The sequence below is a fragment of the Enterococcus avium genome (assembly GCF_002891025.1).
Taxonomy (GTDB): domain Bacteria; phylum Bacillota; class Bacilli; order Lactobacillales; family Enterococcaceae; genus Enterococcus_A; species Enterococcus_A avium.
The window spans coordinates 1,177,581-1,192,312 of sequence record NZ_NBSL01000002.1 but is presented as its reverse complement, the minus strand read 5'-3'; the positions used below and the strand labels follow the sequence as shown (position 1 = coordinate 1,192,312).

Sequence of the window (14,732 nt, the reverse complement as noted above, 5' to 3'; positions counted from 1 at the left end):
TTAAGCAAAGACGCTTAAGAAAGTGAAAAGAAATTTTCTCTTTTTTAAGCGTCTTTTTTATGTTTTGACAGGAGGGTAGGCTTTGGGAAAAGAAAAAATGTTAACCGTTGGCATCGACTTAGGAACATCAACTACGCAGCTAGTCTTGTCGGAGCTGACGATCGAAAATTACGCATCTGCCTTCTCAGTTCCCAGAATTATGATTTCTGACAAGAAAGTCATTTATCGAAGTGAGATTATTTTTACACCTCTGATAAATCAAAAGGAAATCGATGATGAACCCATCAAACGATTCGTGACCGAACAATACAAACAGGCAGGAATCGAAAAAGGTGATATCCAAATGGGTGCTGTCATTATTACAGGTGAGACGGCGAGAAAGACAAATGCTAGTAAAGTGTTGAAGGCACTCAGCGGTTATGCTGGAGACTTCGTAGTAGCCACTGCTGGACCGGATTTGGAAAGCATTATTGCAGGAAAAGGGGCAGGAACGGAAAAGTTATCGAAGCAGTACAAAGGAACTATTGTCAACTTAGATATTGGTGGAGGAACCACAAATTTAGCAGCCTTTAGAGACGGAGATACGTTAGATACAGCTTGCTTTGATATTGGCGGTCGCTTAATCAAAATAGACCCAAAAACACAGACCATCCAATACATTTCACCAAAGCTCAAACAAATCATCAAAGAACAAAAGCTTTTGATAGAAGAGGGGAAAGCAGCGGAAAAGCAAGAGCTCCAAAAGATTGTTGCAGAGTTAGTAACTGTTCTTGAAAACAGCGTAGGAATAGGAGAAAAAAGTGTCTATTATGATTTGCTGATGACTAACCATGGTTTAAAGCTGGATTACGATCTTACCTCTCTAACATTTTCAGGCGGAGTCGCAGATTGTCTTGAAAGTCAGGAAAAGGATTGCTTCAAATACGGAGATATCGGTTTATTGTTAGGCCAGCAATTAAAAGAATCCAGATTATTTTCAGAGCTGGATATCCTGCCTTCCGAAGAAACGATTCGAGCAACGGTCGTCGGAGCTGGTTCTCATACTGCTGAGGTGAGCGGAAGTACCATTTCCTATACAGAAAAGTTATTGCCATTAAAAAATTTACCGATTCTGAAGCTTTCGAAAAATGATGAAACACAAAACACAGAACAGATTGCGCTTCAAATTAAGGAAAAACTGAATTGGCATCGGTTGGAAGATGATTTGTCGCAAATCGTTCTAGCTATTGAAGGGAAAAAGAACCCCAGTTTTATCGAAATTCAAAGATACGCAACCGGAATTGTTAAAGGATTGAAGCCATTGATTGATGAAAAATTCCCCTTGATTGTACTTGTTAAAGAAGATATGGCTAAAGCTTTAGGGCATAGTCTCTTTGCCCAGCTGCCAAGGAGTTATCCCTTTGTCTGTCTGGATTCAATCTTAGTTGAAAACGGCGATTATATTGATATCGGAAAACCAGTGGCTGGCGGAGCCGTTCTGCCAGTGATTGTTAAAACACTAGTATTTAATTAAAAGGAGTGAAATAGAAATGATTTTGAAAACCATGCTTTTTGGTAAGACTTATCAGTTTCGAAGCGTTAAGGAAGTTCTAGCCAAAGCTAATGAAGAAAAATCCGGCGATAAGCTGGCAGGAGTAGCGGCTGAAAGCTCCGAGGAACGAATTGCTGCTAAAGTAGTTCTCGCGCAATTAACTTTAGAGGATTTATTTAATCATCCAGTTGTTGATTATGATGAAGACGAGGTAACGAGAATTATCGTTGATCAAGTCAACCTTAAGATTTTTGATTCAATTAAACACTGGACCGTGGAGGAGCTTAGGGAATGGATTCTATCTGATAAAACAGGTGACTTTGATATTAAACGAATATCCAGAGGTTTAACAGCTGAAATGATAGCAGCGGTTTGTAAATTAATGTCGAATATGGATTTGATTGTTGGTGCTAAGAAGATCAAAATCCAAAAAACTGCGAACACCACCATCGGAAAAACAGGAACATTTTCTGCTCGTCTGCAGCCGAATCATCCTACTGATAATGTGGATGGAATCATGGCTTCGGTCATGGAGGGATTGTCATACGGTGTCGGTGATGCTGTTATTGGTCTAAATCCCGTAGATGATTCAACTGAAAGTGTCGTGCGTATCCTTAATAAGTTTGAAGAATTCAGAAGTGAATGGGACATTCCGACACAGACCTGTGTGCTCGCCCATGTAACGACGCAAATGGAGGCGATTCGCCAAGGGGCTCCAACAGGACTAGTCTTCCAATCAATTGCAGGTTCAGAAAAGGGCAACACGGCCTTTGGAATTAGCGGCGGTTTAATTCAAGAGGCACGGGATTTAGTCTTACAACAGGGACAAGCAGTAGGGCCAAACGTAATGTATTTTGAAACAGGACAAGGTTCTGAGCTTTCCTCAGAAGCCAACTTTGGGGCAGATCAGGTTACGATGGAAGCTCGCTGCTATGGGTTTGCTAAAAAATATGACCCTTTTATTGTCAACACCGTTGTAGGTTTTATTGGGCCAGAATATCTTTATGACTCCAAACAGGTTATTCGAGCAGGTCTAGAAGATCACTTTATGGGCAAGCTAACAGGCATTTCAATGGGCTGTGATGTCTGCTATACCAATCACATGAAGGCTGATCAAAATGATATGGAAAATCTTACCGTCCTGCTAGCCGCAGCTGGTTGTACGTATATCATGGGAATTCCTCATGGGGATGATGTCATGCTGAATTACCAAACCACCGGCTTCCATGAAACAGCGACGATACGCGAAATGTTCAATTTAAGACCAATCAAGGAGTTTGAAGAATGGTTGGAAAAAATGGGCATTATGGAAAATGGCAAGCTGACTCAACGAGCTGGCGATGCCTCATTATTTCTTAAATAAGAGAGGGTGAAGAAAATGAACGAACAAGATATCAAGAAAATGGTGGAATCAATTTTAACCGATTTAGTGGATCAGCAAGGAAATACGGCAGTAGCAACTAAAAATGTTACGGAAGCAGCCAATGATAAAGTATCCGAAAACGTCGATGAGAATTGTAGTATCGCGGACATTACAGAAGTCGATTTAAAAAAACAACTGTTAGTGACTGAATCAAATGATGCAGATGGCTATTTGAAAATGAAATCCTTTACGCCGGCACGCATCGGCGTCGGGCGTGCGGGACAACGTTATATGACTCAATCCGTCTTGCGCTTTCGAGCAGATCATGCTGCCGCACAAGATGCTGTATTTTCAGATGTTTCAGAGGAATTAATCAAAGAGTTGAATTTAATTCCGACTCAAACCATTTGTCAAAGTAAAGATGAGTATTTAACCAGACCAGATTATGGTCGAGTTTTCGATGAAACCAACTGTGAAATAATCAAAGACAAGTGCCAAAAAGGCGCTAAATTACAAATTGTCGTTGGTGATGGACTTAGCTCAGCGGCAATAGAAGCCAACGTCAAAGAAATTCTCCCGTCTATTAAACAAGGCTTAAAAATGTACGATCTGGATTTTGACCAAGTGCTTTTTGTTAAATACTGCCGCGTTCCTGCAATGGATAAAATTGCGGAATTAACCGAAGCAGAGGTTGTTTGCTTGCTTGTTGGAGAGCGGCCTGGTTTGGTAACCGCGGAATCCATGAGTGCTTATATCGCTTATCGTCCGACAGTTGGAATGCCAGAAGCACGCCGAACGGTGATTTCCAATATTCATAAAGGTGGGACTCCTGCTGTTGAAGCGGGTGCTTATATTGCCGAGCTGATTTATAAAATGTTGCAGAAAAAGAAATCAGGAATTGATTTGAAGGAAGCGGAATAGCCGAAGGAGGGAAAAAAATGAGAAATGATCGTTTAGGAGCAAACGTCCTAAGTGTAAAAATGATCGCCAATGCTGACGAGGACTTAGCAAAACAGTTTGACCTGCCAAAAGGAATGAAATCATTGGGCATCATTACTTCTGATTGCGATGATGTAACCTATGTCGCACTGGATGAAGCCACGAAAGCAGCAGAAGTCGAAGTTGTTTATGCTAAAAGCATGTATGGAGGAGCTGGAAATGCTTCAACCAAATTAGCGGGTGAAGTGATTGGAATCCTAGCTGGTCCCAGTCCAGCAGAAGTGAGCAGTGGCTTAGCCATCGCTATTCAAGTCATCGAAAATGAGGCGAGCTTTATCAGTGCCAATGATGATGATAGTATTCCTTACTTTGCTCATGTGATTTCACGTTCTGGCCGTTTTCTATCCAAAGAAGCCAATATCACTGAAGGAGAAGCGATCGCTTACTTGATCGCGCCACCACTAGAAGCGATGCTAGGTTTAGACGCTGCTCTTAAAGCAGCAGATGTAAAAATGGGGGTCTTTTATGGACCACCCTCAGAAACAAATTTCGGCGGCGCCTTGTTATCTGGTACGCAATCAGCTTGTAAAGCAGCTTGTAACGCATTCGCACAAACTGTTCAAAATGTAGCAACCGATCCCAAGGATTATTAAGGATGTGATACAAGATGACAGCACTAGGAATGATTGAAGTCCGTGGATATTTAGGAGCGGTTAGTGTTGCCGATACAGCACTCAAGGCGGCCAATGTAACGTTGAATAACGCGGAAGTCATTCGAGGTGGTATAACGACCATTCAATTAACTGGCGATGTAGCGGCGGTAAATGCAGCGGTAGAGGCGGCGACACAAATGGCAAATATTTTAAATTGCCTTCTGTCTAGTCATGTAATTGCTCGTGTAGATGAGCAAACCAAAGCTTTGATGAGGGATCCAGAACAAACAACTTCTCAAACGAATAGTGAAGAAATACCAGAAGAAACGACTCATCAAGAAATGAATGAGAAAGAAACTGCTGAAGCAACCACTATAGAAGAAAAGATTCCCGATCAGCCCATTATCCGCGAAAATGTTGAAGATGAAGAGTTGAAGAAAAAATTAGTAGATAAAAAAGTTTCTGAGTTGCGAACGATCGCCTATAAAATGAATCTCCGATCACTGACGAAAAAGGAAATCAAATTTGCAACAAAAGAAAGCTTAATCAAGGCCATTTTAATGGAATCCGAGGGGAGTGAAAGTAATTGGGATTAATCGACAAAGATTTACAATCGATTCAAGAAGTTAGAAATTTGATCCACGAAGCCAAAAAAGCACAAAAAATATTAGCGGGCTTTTCACAGCAACAAATTGATCGTATCTGTCAGGCTATTTCTGAAGAAACCTATAACCAACGGGAAAAACTAGCGAAAATGGCTAATCAGGAAACAGGTTTTGGCGTTTGGCAGGATAAAATGATCAAAAATAGCTTCGCGTCAAAAACAGTTTATGAATATATTAAGGATATGAGAACAGTTGGCGTAATTAAAGAAGATGTGGAAAACAGAATTACAGAGATAGCTGTACCAGTAGGCGTGATCGCCGGTTTGATTCCTTCAACCAACCCAACATCAACCGTGATTTATAAAGCCCTGATTGCTCTTAAGGCAGCCAATAGTATTATTTTTTCACCACATCCTAATGCGTTAGGCTGCATCACAGAGACAGTCAAAATTATTCAAACAGTTTTAGAAAAAGAAGGAATTCCAAAAGCCTGTGTATCCGTTATGACCATGCCTACCATGGAAGGAACTCATGAACTTATGGTCAATAAAGACACAAATTTGATTCTAGCAACCGGCGGAAACGCCATGGTGAAAGCGGCCTATTCTTCAGGCACGCCAGCAATTGGGGTTGGACCAGGAAATGGACCAGCCTATATCGAGCGCAGCGCTGATATCAAGCTAGCAGTCAAACGAATTATGGATTCAAAAACCTTCGACAACGGAACGATTTGTGCCTCCGAACAGTCGATTATTGTGGAGACGGCTAATGAAAAAGAGGTTCGAGCTGAATTAGTCCATCAGGGAGCATATTTTTTATCTGAGGAAGAAGCGGCAAAGCTAGCCAAATTTATTCTACGATCAAATGGAACTATGAATCCACAAATAGTCGGAAAATCTGTTCAACATATCGCCGATCTTTCAGGTTTGACTATTCCGAAGAGCTGCCGCTTAATCGTGGCCAACGAAAAACATGTCGGACCAAAATATCCATATTCCAGAGAGAAATTAGCACCGATCATCGCTTTTTATACAGTTGAAAATTGGCAAGCCGCCTGCGATCTTTCAAAAGAAATTTTGAAGGAAGAAGGCGCTGGACATACGATGGTCATTCACACCGAAAACAGGAAGGTTATTCAAGCTTTTGGCTTAGAAAAGCCCGTCTCGCGTTTATTAGTGAATACGCCAGCAGCGCTAGGCGGTATCGGCGGAACGACCAATCTAGTCCCCGCTCTCACACTAGGCTGCGGTAGCATCGGAGGAAGCTCTACCTCCGATAACATTGGTCCGCAGCATCTATTCAATTTAAGACGGGTTGCTTATGGAACCACAGAGTTAGAAGAGATTCGTAGTAATGAAACGTCGACAAATGAGGAAGCATCCCCAATAACAGCTAACGAAGAATTAATTAATACGTTAGTGTCACAAATTTTAGCACGGTTACAATAATTTGAAAAAATTTTAACAATAAACTTTTAGGAGGAAATAATAATGTCTAGTACAAACGCTTTAGGAATGATCGAAACAAGAGGATTAGTAGGTGCAGTAGAAGCAGCAGATGCTATGGTGAAGGCAGCAAACGTAACATTGATGGGCAAAGAGCAGGTTGGCGGTGGATTGGTGACAGTCATGGTTCGCGGCGATGTAGGTGCGGTAAAAGCAGCCACCGATGCAGGAGCCGCTGCGGCAGAGCGAGTAGGAGAACTACTGTCTGTTCATGTGATTCCACGTCCTCATACCGAAGTTGATGCAATTCTACCAAAAATGATTCAAGAGTAAGTCTCCTAGCAAACACACGAATAATTTTACTCAAAAGCGAACTGCCTTTTGCAGCGCTTTTGAGTTCCAGTAAAAAAGATTCTTGAATGAAGGAGGCTAAAATGTGAAGCAATATGATGCACTTGTCGATGAAATTGTAAAAAAAATAAAGGAAACACAACAATCGCAAATTCCGGTAGAAGCATCAGGAAGACATGTCCATCTCTCAAGAGCACATGTCGATCAGCTTTTTGGAGAAGGCTATCAGCTTACTGAGGCAAAAAAACTGTCTCAACCTGGGCAGTTTGCTTGTAAAGAACGAGTGACCATCGCTGGACCAAAGGGAATGTTCCAAAATGTTGTGATTCTAGGACCTGAACGAAACGAATCCCAGGTGGAGGTTTCATTAACCGATGCACGAATTCTAGGAATTGATACACCGATTCGAGAAAGCGGCATGATTGAACAAACACCTGGCATCACCGTGTTAAACGGGGATCAGGTCGTTCAATTAACCAAAGGATTGATTGTTGCTAAAAGACATATTCATATGACACCAGAGGATGCAAAAAAACAACAGGTCTCAAATAAGGAAATCGTCAAGGTCAGAATAAATAGTGAGCGCTCCTTAATTTTTGATGACGTAGTAATTCGGATCAGTCCAGATTTTACTACAGCTATGCATATTGATTATGACGAGGCAAACGCTTGTGGATATAAGAAAGGTGTTACGGGAGTGATAGTAAAATAGGAGATTGCCAGTAATGAAGATAAATGAAATCGAAATCATCATTGAAAAAGTAACTCGGGAAGTTCTAAAATCCGTTCGCCTTCCTACAACGGACGTAACTCTTTCAATTGCTTTGCTTCGGCAAATTGGCGAGTACCCAAAAGCAGTCATCGAAAGTCTTTCCACTAAAGTGAACTGGGTACAGACTGATGCTCCTACAGCAAGTGCCCTTCTAGTCAACTCATTATCCTTATCGCAGCTTGCAGCTGTAGCCAATCTTCAGGTGATCGATCCTACAACTGCAGCGATTCTTCAGTTTTTAATAAAGGGAAAACCAGTTTGGGTACTGGCTAGTGAAGTCGATCGCAATAAATTGAAAAATCAAGCAAGATTCGCGTTATTAAAGAAATATGATGCACTAAAAAAAGAAACCGTTCAATTTGGTTTAGACTTTGAATTTTCTATCGATAAAATCGATCAATGGATACACAAGCAAAAAAGCAAGGATAGTCCCTTCAAGCGAGGGAAATACTTAACACAAAAAGATTTAATTGAATTGACTAAAGAAACGAACTCTTTAGTCATTCCTGAAGGCAGCCGGTTGACACCTCTGGCTGAAGATTATGTTCAAGAGATGAATATTCAGATTGGGGGAGAAGCGGATGCTGCTGGGAAAAGTGACAGGAAGTTTATGGGCAACACGGAAAGATGAAAAATTAAATGGCTCTAAATTTATGCTGGTAAAAACTTGGAATATGAACTTAGAACAAGCGGAAGGACTATTAGTTGCTGCAGACAATGCAGGAGCAGGAGTTGGCGACCTCGTATTGATTACGCAGGGAATGGCAGCAAGAATTTCCGCGGAAAATGAAGGAATCCCGATAGATGCCATGATTGTTGGAGTGGTTGATTCGGTGGAGACAAATAATTCAAGGAGAGATGAGAATGAGTATAAATGAAATCATTATGTATATCATGGTTATCTTCATGATCATTGGTGCGGTCGATCATGTAATCGGTGGGAAGTTAGGATTAGGGGAACAGTTTGAAGAAGGAATCATGGCGATGGGTTCGCTGGCATTATCAATGGTTGGGATCATCACCTTAGCACCAATCTTGGCAAATCTATTAAGCCCAATTGTCGTTCCTTTATACAGTATGCTTGGTGCTGATCCATCGATGTTCGCGACAACTATTTTAGCAAATGATATGGGTAGTTTTGCTTTAGCACAACAGATGGCTGTTGATCCGCAGGCTGGTCTTTTTGCAGGAACAATCTTAGGAGCCATGATGGGGCCAACGATCGTGTTCACAATTCCAGTTGCTTTAGGAATCATTGAAAAAGAAGATCAACAATTTTTAGCTACTGGTGTATTAAGCGGTATGGTAACAATTCCAATCGGGTGTTTGGCTGGTGGACTAGCTGCGGGGATGCCTATTGGAATGATTTTAGTCAATTTGATTCCGATTGTAATTTTTGCTGTATTAATCATGATTGGTCTATGGTTTGCGCCAAAAGGGATGATCAAGGGGTTCACAATTTTTGGAAAAGGCGTGGTAGCGGCAGCGATCTTCGGATTGGTTATTGGCGCTATCCAACAATTGGTCGGTATTACCGTTATCAAAGGAATTACTCCAGTTACAGAAGGAATTGAAGTAGTTGGTGGGATCGCTTTGACTCTATCTGGAGCGTTTTGTTTAGTAGCTGTCATTACCAAAGTCTTTAGTAAACCCTTATTAAAACTGGGAGAAGCCATGGGGATGAACGAAGTGGCGGCCGCAGGTTTAGTCGCTACTTTAGCCAATAGTATCCCGATGTTCCAAATGATGAAAGATATGGATCAAAGAGGAAAAATTATTAATGTGGCATTTGCCGTTTCTGCTGCCTTTGTGCTAGGAGATCATCTTGGGTTTACAGCAGGTGTTGCTAAAGAAATGATTTTTCCAATGATGGTAGGCAAATTAGTGGCTGGCATCACCGCTATTTTTGTAGGGATGTTCATGGCAAATCGCGTGTTAGGTAAGAAGGAGGGGTAAACAATGACAGAAATGAATCAAGAAATGCTCGAAAAATTGATTCGAAAATTAGTAATGGAAAACTTGATGCCGACAAAAAATGTCGATCCAAGCGGCATTTTATCTATTAAATTACCGGAAATTGAAGTAGCGGAAGAGGATCTTTTAGACACAGGTAATCCCGCTGACATCGTTTATACAAAAGATCTAGTATCTCTTCAAGAAAGCCCTCGTTTGGGTTGTGGATTAATGGTAATGAAAGACACTACATTTGATTGGACTTTAGAATACGATGAGGTGGATTATATCATCTCTGGTCAATTAGATGTAGTTATTGATGGCAGGACAATATCTGCTAAAGCTGGCGAAATTATTTTTATCCCTAAAAGCAGCAGCATAAAGTTTTCAGTGACCGGAGATGCACGGTTCATCTATGTTACCTATCCTGCTGATTGGCAAAGTCAGTAGTATAAGTTATTTTCGAGACTGGTAGAAGTAATTCTACCGGTTTTTTTCAAACAGTAAAGAAAGTATAAAAAGTTAAGGGCTAAAAAGGCTGCACTACCAGTCTTTTAGCCCTTTTCATTTTGTTTTTGAACAAGTAAAATATTACTATGAAAGCGAATATTCTCGAAGCAATCTTTTTTGACGAACACCATAATTGGGATAACTTTGTTGAGAAATACGGGCGAAAGATTCGGCTAGTCGTCAAACGGGAAGTAAACAAGTTTAGATATTGTGGAGATATTCAAAAAGGATACCGACTGTTTGTCTGCGAAGGATGTCATCAAACAAAGTTTGTTCCCTTGAAATGTCGTGGAAAGTTCTGTCCAACGTGTGCAACAGGTGAAAGCCAAAGTTGGTCAGCGGTTGTGGCGAATGATATGTTTAAAGTGACACATCGGCACGTAATCTTTACGATCGATGAGGGGTTACGGGAAATCTTTATGATGGAAAACTATCGAGATTCCTTACTGAAAGGACTAATGGATGAAGCCGCAAAAATTATTCTTGCCTATTTTGAGAAAAGAAAGGTGAAGGCAGGTATAGTAGCTACAATCCACACCTTTGGATCAAAACTAGAATTTAATCCGCATGTTCATATGGTTGTTACTATGGGTGGCTTAACAAGAGATGGAAGTTGGGAAGAATACGATTATTTACCTTTTTCTATGTTAAGAAAATACTGGAAAAATGCTGTATTGAAACTAATTAGACGAACGTTAGGTGAGTGGGACAAGCAAAGAGTTCAATCAAGATTACAAGCTGCGTACAAGAACAATGGAGAAGGGTTTTACGTAAATGCTCCTAAAAGGAGCAGGACAAATCTAAAGTCACTACTCCAATACATCAGTCGTTATATGAAGCGTGGCCCGATCGCATTAAGCCGAATCTTAATGTATGATGGCGACACTGTCATGTTCAACTATATGGACAAACGAACGAATACTAAAGAGACGATGACCATGAGTATAGACGAATTCATAGCTGCACTGATTCGCCATATTCAAAATAAGAATTTCAAAACGATTCGTCGCTATGGAATCTATAGTCGTAGAATCAAAACATTAATGAAAAAGGTCATGAAGGAGTATCAGAAACGAGTAAAAAAGCGGTTTATCAATCTGAATGAGGCCTTAAGACCAAAATCCTGGGAAGAAAGAATAACCGAAGAATTTGGTGAAAATCCCTTAGAATGTTCTTGTTGCGGTGAGTACTATGAATTCGTTGGGATGAGTGTGCGCAAAAATGGAAGGTTAGTTATTAAATATGCGAAAGATAACCATGCAAAGCGGTTTATGCGAGAGGAGAATCGAAAAATTGACCAAAAAGAATTCAGGCAACAGTATGAAGAAGAAAAAGAAAAAACTTTTAAAGCAATTCGCTGGGATTGGGAACGCCAACGTGAAATTTATATGTCTAAGTTGTGGTGAAAAAGAATCAATCCCAATGGATGTAGTAAAATTTTTAGATGATGCAGATATTGCAAATGATCCGAACAATCCTCCCCAATTTACCTGTGAAAAATGTGGGAAGGAGATGTATCCAGAATATTATAGAAACGCCCTTGGAATAGAGTTTAAGATCAGTGATCTTCAATAAGAAGGTTAATCATACAAAAAGTCCACCGGAGAATTCATTCTCCGGTGGTTTTCTTAATATTTCAAAAAAGACGTTAAGCAGCAGAAAAATGACGATCTAGCTATCAAATTTAATACTATTGAAAAGTATATTAGAAGCTGAAAATGAGGTTTAATGGTATAGTATTTTCAGAAGTTTTTAGAAGATAGCCTATTTAACTTTTTCGACTATCGAATAGAATGATTCTTCTAAAGGCAAATTAAACATCTATACGAATAAGAGGGTCCAATATGTATGAGAAATTTGTAAGCAATACTCGATTACGAAGAGTCACAGTCTTAGCACTGGTTATCTTCATTTTATTTTTAGTCAGAGATTTTATGACACCGATCTTGTTAACGTTCATTTTCACGTTGATTTCGGTCAAAATCGTCAAATTTGTTCAACGCTATATTAAAGCTCCGACATTCTTGCTGGCGACCATTCTTTATCTGTTTGAATTGTGGTTGCTATATCTTTTGATCTCTAGGTATTCAACCATTTTGATTGATCAAGTCGTCTCGACCTATAATTCAATCGTTCATTTTTATCAGCATAAAGAATTCAATTCTGACGTGGTAACGAACTTCATTTCTAGTTATTTTAAGAATCATAACTGGCAGGATAAGGTTGAAAGCGGTGCTGGAATTATTTTGGAACAATTACAAAATGTTGGTCGCTTAGCCATCGCTTTTATTGTCTCGTTTATATTGAGCTTTTTCTTCATGGTAGAAAAAGAGAAAACGATCCTATTTTCAAAGAATTTTCTGAGTAGTAATTATGCGTGGTTTTTCCAGGATTTGTTTTACTTTGCCAGAGTCTTCGTTGAAACATTCGGTGTCGTTGTAGAGGTTCAATTACTGATTGCGATCGTCAATACAATAATTACCACAGTTGGTCTAGGTCTGATTGGTTTTACGCAATTGCCAACATTAGCGATCATGATTTTCTTCTTAAGCTTAATCCCTGTTGCTGGAGTGATCTTTTCTTGTATTCCGTTAACGCTAATTGCTTATTCAACAGGAGGGATTCAGACCGTCATTTATGTATTAATTTTGATTGTGGTGGTTCATTGTATTGAGGCCTATATTTTGAATCCAAAGTTTATGTCGAGCCGGACAAAGCTACCGATTTTTTATACTTTCGTTATTTTATTAGTCAGTGAAAAATTTTTAGGTGTATGGGGATTGATCGTGGGTATTCCAATTTTCAATTTCTTCTTAGAAATCTTAGGAGTTAAAATCCGTACGAAGTTGACAAAAGACTAATCTAACAAAAAAATGGAACAGCCAAATTAGGCTGTTCCATTTTTTCGTAATTGCTCAACAACTGATTCTTCTGGTGTTACGAACAACGTTTTTTGATTTTCATAAATCACAAACCCCGGTTTAGCACCATTTGGTTTATGAACATGCTTGACTGCGACATAATCAACCGGGACCTGTGCCGATTGCCGAAATTTTGAGAAGTAGGCTGCCAATTCAGCAGCTTCCAGCAACGTTTCTTCACTAGGTGCGTCATCTTTTACTATGACATGCGAGCCAGGGATGTTTTTGGCATGCAGCCAAATATCACTTTTCCGCGCTTGCTTCAAGGTCAATTGATCATTTTGCAGATTATTCTTTCCAACGAAAATCTCTGTTCCATCACTCGCAACAAAGCGTTCTGGTTTAGAAGGGGCCTGTTTGCGATTTTTCTTGCTGCGTTTTTTCTTTAAGTAGCCGCTGGCAATCAGCTCTTCTTTGATGACTTCAATATCCATCGGCCCAGCGATTTCTAATTGAGCTAAGACAGATTCGAGGTAGGCAATTTCGTCTTTAGCCTCAGCAATTTGATCGTAAATCAATTTGACCGCATTTTTCAGCTTTTGGTATTTCTGGAAGTACTTCTGTGCGTTTTGATTAGGGGTTAATGCGGGATTCAATTTGATGGTTATTGGCGCATTGTCCTCATAATAATTCTGTAATTCAATGCTTTCCGCTCCCCGTGGAACTTGCGCCATAAAGGTGGTCAGTAATTCACCATCGCGACGGAATTCTTCGGCATTTTCAGAATCGCTTAACGTTTTTTCACGTTTAGCCAGTTTTGTCTGATTGCGTTTGATCTCATTTTCAACTTTGCGAATCAAGTCATTTCCTAATTGCTTCACGCGATCTTTTTCGGCTTTTTCTCCGTAAAAGGCATCTAGCAAAGCGCTCAAACTATCGTATACGGTACTTTCTTCGAAGGTTTCAAAGTCCAACGGTGCAAAGAATTCTTTTTTATTTTTGAGTCCCAACGTCGGTGTAAGTTCGGATTGAACTTTTTCCCAAAAATCAGCCCAAACAACCATTTTTTCATTTGGACGTTTGTCAATACGATAAGCCAATTCCTCGGCGGTGTCGCGTCCCAATCCTTGGAAATTTTGCTGCAAATATCGTCCATCCAACGTTTCGGCAGTTGAAAGAATCTTGAACACTTGCTCCTTGGTTGCGTGAAATGGATTCAGCTGCTCTTGCTTTGGCGGTTCAATATATTCGCTGCCGGGCAGGATGGAGCGGTAGGTATTCTGTGAATGCCCAATATGCTTGATGGCATCCAGAATTTTTCCTGTTTGCTTATTCAACAGGATAATCGTTGAGTGACGTCCCATAAGCTCAACAATCAGGACGATATTTTGCAAATCACCTAATTCATCACGTTTACTGAAGGTGAAGTGAACCACACGATCATTTTCGACTTGATGAATATCTTCTAAAATCGCGCCTTCTAAATGCTTCCGCAGCATCATTACAAAATTCGGCGGATTGTCTGGATTTGTATAAGCAATTTCAGTTAATTGAATTCGCGCGTAGCTTGGATGAGCTGAAAGCAGCAAGCGCCGATTCTTTCCTTGAGCTCGGATCACTAAAACAACTTCATTTTCATAAGGTTGGTGGATCTTCGATATTCTTCCAGTAACGAGCTGATCCTTTAATTCTCGTACCATCGCATGGGTAAAAACTCCATCAAAGGACATTTTTTATCCCTCATTTCTA

General features: G+C 40.2%; 16 protein-coding genes. 15 read left to right on the top strand and 1 reads right to left on the bottom strand.

What is annotated here, in order from left to right; all coding sequences use genetic code 11:
* Positions 1-97 precede the first annotated feature (97 nt).
* From eutA to AUF14_RS06075, 15 genes are all read left to right on the top strand, one after another.
* Positions 98-1,513, top strand: coding sequence for an ethanolamine ammonia-lyase reactivating factor EutA (eutA, locus tag AUF14_RS06145; protein ID WP_049218223.1), 1,416 nt, complete (start codon positions 98-100; stop codon positions 1,511-1,513).
* Positions 1,514-1,529: 16 nt separating this feature from the next.
* A complete protein-coding gene (locus tag AUF14_RS06140; RefSeq protein ID WP_016180224.1) occupies positions 1,530-2,894 on the top strand; it encodes an ethanolamine ammonia-lyase subunit EutB in 1,365 nt (454 codons plus the stop codon).
* A 15-nt stretch (positions 2,895-2,909) separates the two neighbouring features.
* On the top strand, positions 2,910-3,815 hold the full coding sequence (gene eutC / locus AUF14_RS06135) for an ethanolamine ammonia-lyase subunit EutC (RefSeq protein ID WP_102865950.1): 906 nt from the start codon (positions 2,910-2,912) through the stop codon (positions 3,813-3,815).
* A gap of 17 nt (positions 3,816-3,832) precedes the next feature.
* The gene (gene eutL, locus AUF14_RS06130; RefSeq protein ID WP_049218230.1) at positions 3,833-4,486 is read left to right on the top strand and encodes an ethanolamine utilization microcompartment protein EutL; all 654 of its coding nucleotides are present in this window, start codon (positions 3,833-3,835) and stop codon (positions 4,484-4,486) included.
* Positions 4,487-4,500: 14 nt separating this feature from the next.
* Entirely contained in the window at positions 4,501-5,082 is a 582-nt protein-coding gene (locus tag AUF14_RS06125; RefSeq protein ID WP_049218231.1) for a BMC domain-containing protein, read from the top strand.
* On the top strand, positions 5,073-6,539 hold the full coding sequence (locus tag AUF14_RS06120) for an acetaldehyde dehydrogenase (acetylating) (protein WP_053089543.1): 1,467 nt from the start codon (positions 5,073-5,075) through the stop codon (positions 6,537-6,539). The genes AUF14_RS06125 and AUF14_RS06120 overlap by 10 nt, the downstream gene beginning before the upstream one ends.
* A 42-nt stretch (positions 6,540-6,581) precedes the next feature.
* Positions 6,582-6,869, top strand: a complete 288-nt coding sequence (locus tag AUF14_RS06115) for a BMC domain-containing protein (RefSeq protein WP_016180229.1) — start codon at positions 6,582-6,584, stop codon at positions 6,867-6,869.
* A 103-nt stretch (positions 6,870-6,972) separates the two neighbouring features.
* A complete protein-coding gene (gene eutD / locus AUF14_RS06110; RefSeq protein WP_049218234.1) occupies positions 6,973-7,599 on the top strand; it encodes an ethanolamine utilization phosphate acetyltransferase EutD in 627 nt (208 codons plus the stop codon).
* Positions 7,600-7,612: 13 nt separating this feature from the next.
* A complete protein-coding gene (locus AUF14_RS06105; RefSeq protein WP_049218236.1) occupies positions 7,613-8,290 on the top strand; it encodes an ethanolamine utilization protein in 678 nt (225 codons plus the stop codon).
* Positions 8,241-8,537, top strand: coding sequence for a EutN/CcmL family microcompartment protein (locus tag AUF14_RS06100; protein WP_049218238.1), 297 nt, complete (start codon positions 8,241-8,243; stop codon positions 8,535-8,537). The genes AUF14_RS06105 and AUF14_RS06100 overlap by 50 nt, the downstream gene beginning before the upstream one ends.
* Positions 8,524-9,615: an ethanolamine utilization protein EutH gene (gene eutH, locus AUF14_RS06095; RefSeq protein ID WP_102865949.1), complete on the top strand. Its 1,092-nt coding sequence runs from the start codon at positions 8,524-8,526 to the stop codon at positions 9,613-9,615. The genes AUF14_RS06100 and eutH overlap by 14 nt, the downstream gene beginning before the upstream one ends.
* 3 nt (positions 9,616-9,618) lie before the next feature.
* A complete protein-coding gene (locus tag AUF14_RS06090; protein WP_049218241.1) occupies positions 9,619-10,062 on the top strand; it encodes a cupin domain-containing protein in 444 nt (147 codons plus the stop codon).
* Between the two features lie 146 nt (positions 10,063-10,208).
* Positions 10,209-11,528 carry an IS91 family transposase gene (locus tag AUF14_RS06085; RefSeq protein WP_102865948.1) on the top strand — a complete coding sequence of 440 codons (1,320 nt, stop codon included), beginning with the start codon at positions 10,209-10,211 and terminating at the stop codon, positions 11,526-11,528.
* 16 nt (positions 11,529-11,544) lie between these two features.
* Positions 11,545-11,697 (top strand): hypothetical protein, encoded by a 153-nt coding sequence (locus tag AUF14_RS06080; RefSeq protein ID WP_225844263.1) that lies wholly within the window; start codon positions 11,545-11,547, stop codon positions 11,695-11,697.
* A 269-nt stretch (positions 11,698-11,966) separates the two neighbouring features.
* A complete protein-coding gene (locus AUF14_RS06075) occupies positions 11,967-12,983 on the top strand; it encodes an AI-2E family transporter (RefSeq protein ID WP_102865947.1) in 1,017 nt (338 codons plus the stop codon).
* A 26-nt stretch (positions 12,984-13,009) separates the two neighbouring features.
* Here AUF14_RS06075 and efbA read toward each other — a convergent pair whose 3' ends face one another.
* Complete coding sequence (efbA, locus tag AUF14_RS06070) at positions 13,010-14,713, bottom strand: fibronectin-binding protein EfbA (protein ID WP_049219899.1); 1,704 nt, start codon at positions 14,711-14,713, stop codon at positions 13,010-13,012.
* Positions 14,714-14,732 lie beyond the last annotated feature (19 nt).

What these genes read in the sequence shown, in the direction of transcription:
- eutA (WP_049218223.1), top strand. Translation starts at nt 98, where the DNA reads ATGTTAACCGTTGGCATCGACTTAGGAACATCAACTACGCAGCTAGTC.
- AUF14_RS06140 (WP_016180224.1), top strand. Translation starts at nt 1,530, where the DNA reads ATGATTTTGAAAACCATGCTTTTTGGTAAGACTTATCAGTTTCGAAGC.
- eutC (WP_102865950.1), top strand. Translation starts at nt 2,910, where the DNA reads ATGAACGAACAAGATATCAAGAAAATGGTGGAATCAATTTTAACCGAT.
- eutL (WP_049218230.1), top strand. Translation starts at nt 3,833, where the DNA reads ATGAGAAATGATCGTTTAGGAGCAAACGTCCTAAGTGTAAAAATGATC.
- AUF14_RS06125 (WP_049218231.1), top strand. Translation starts at nt 4,501, where the DNA reads ATGACAGCACTAGGAATGATTGAAGTCCGTGGATATTTAGGAGCGGTT.
- AUF14_RS06115 (WP_016180229.1), top strand. Translation starts at nt 6,582, where the DNA reads ATGTCTAGTACAAACGCTTTAGGAATGATCGAAACAAGAGGATTAGTA.
- AUF14_RS06105 (WP_049218236.1), top strand. Translation starts at nt 7,613, where the DNA reads ATGAAGATAAATGAAATCGAAATCATCATTGAAAAAGTAACTCGGGAA.
- AUF14_RS06100 (WP_049218238.1), top strand. Translation starts at nt 8,241, where the DNA reads ATGCTGCTGGGAAAAGTGACAGGAAGTTTATGGGCAACACGGAAAGAT.
- eutH (WP_102865949.1), top strand. Translation starts at nt 8,524, where the DNA reads ATGAGTATAAATGAAATCATTATGTATATCATGGTTATCTTCATGATC.
- AUF14_RS06090 (WP_049218241.1), top strand. Translation starts at nt 9,619, where the DNA reads ATGACAGAAATGAATCAAGAAATGCTCGAAAAATTGATTCGAAAATTA.
- AUF14_RS06085 (WP_102865948.1), top strand. Translation starts at nt 10,209, where the DNA reads ATGAAAGCGAATATTCTCGAAGCAATCTTTTTTGACGAACACCATAAT.
- AUF14_RS06080 (WP_225844263.1), top strand. Translation starts at nt 11,545, where the DNA reads ATGGATGTAGTAAAATTTTTAGATGATGCAGATATTGCAAATGATCCG.
- AUF14_RS06075 (WP_102865947.1), top strand. Translation starts at nt 11,967, where the DNA reads ATGTATGAGAAATTTGTAAGCAATACTCGATTACGAAGAGTCACAGTC.
- efbA (WP_049219899.1), bottom strand. Translation starts at nt 14,713, where the DNA reads ATGTCCTTTGATGGAGTTTTTACCCATGCGATGGTACGAGAATTAAAG.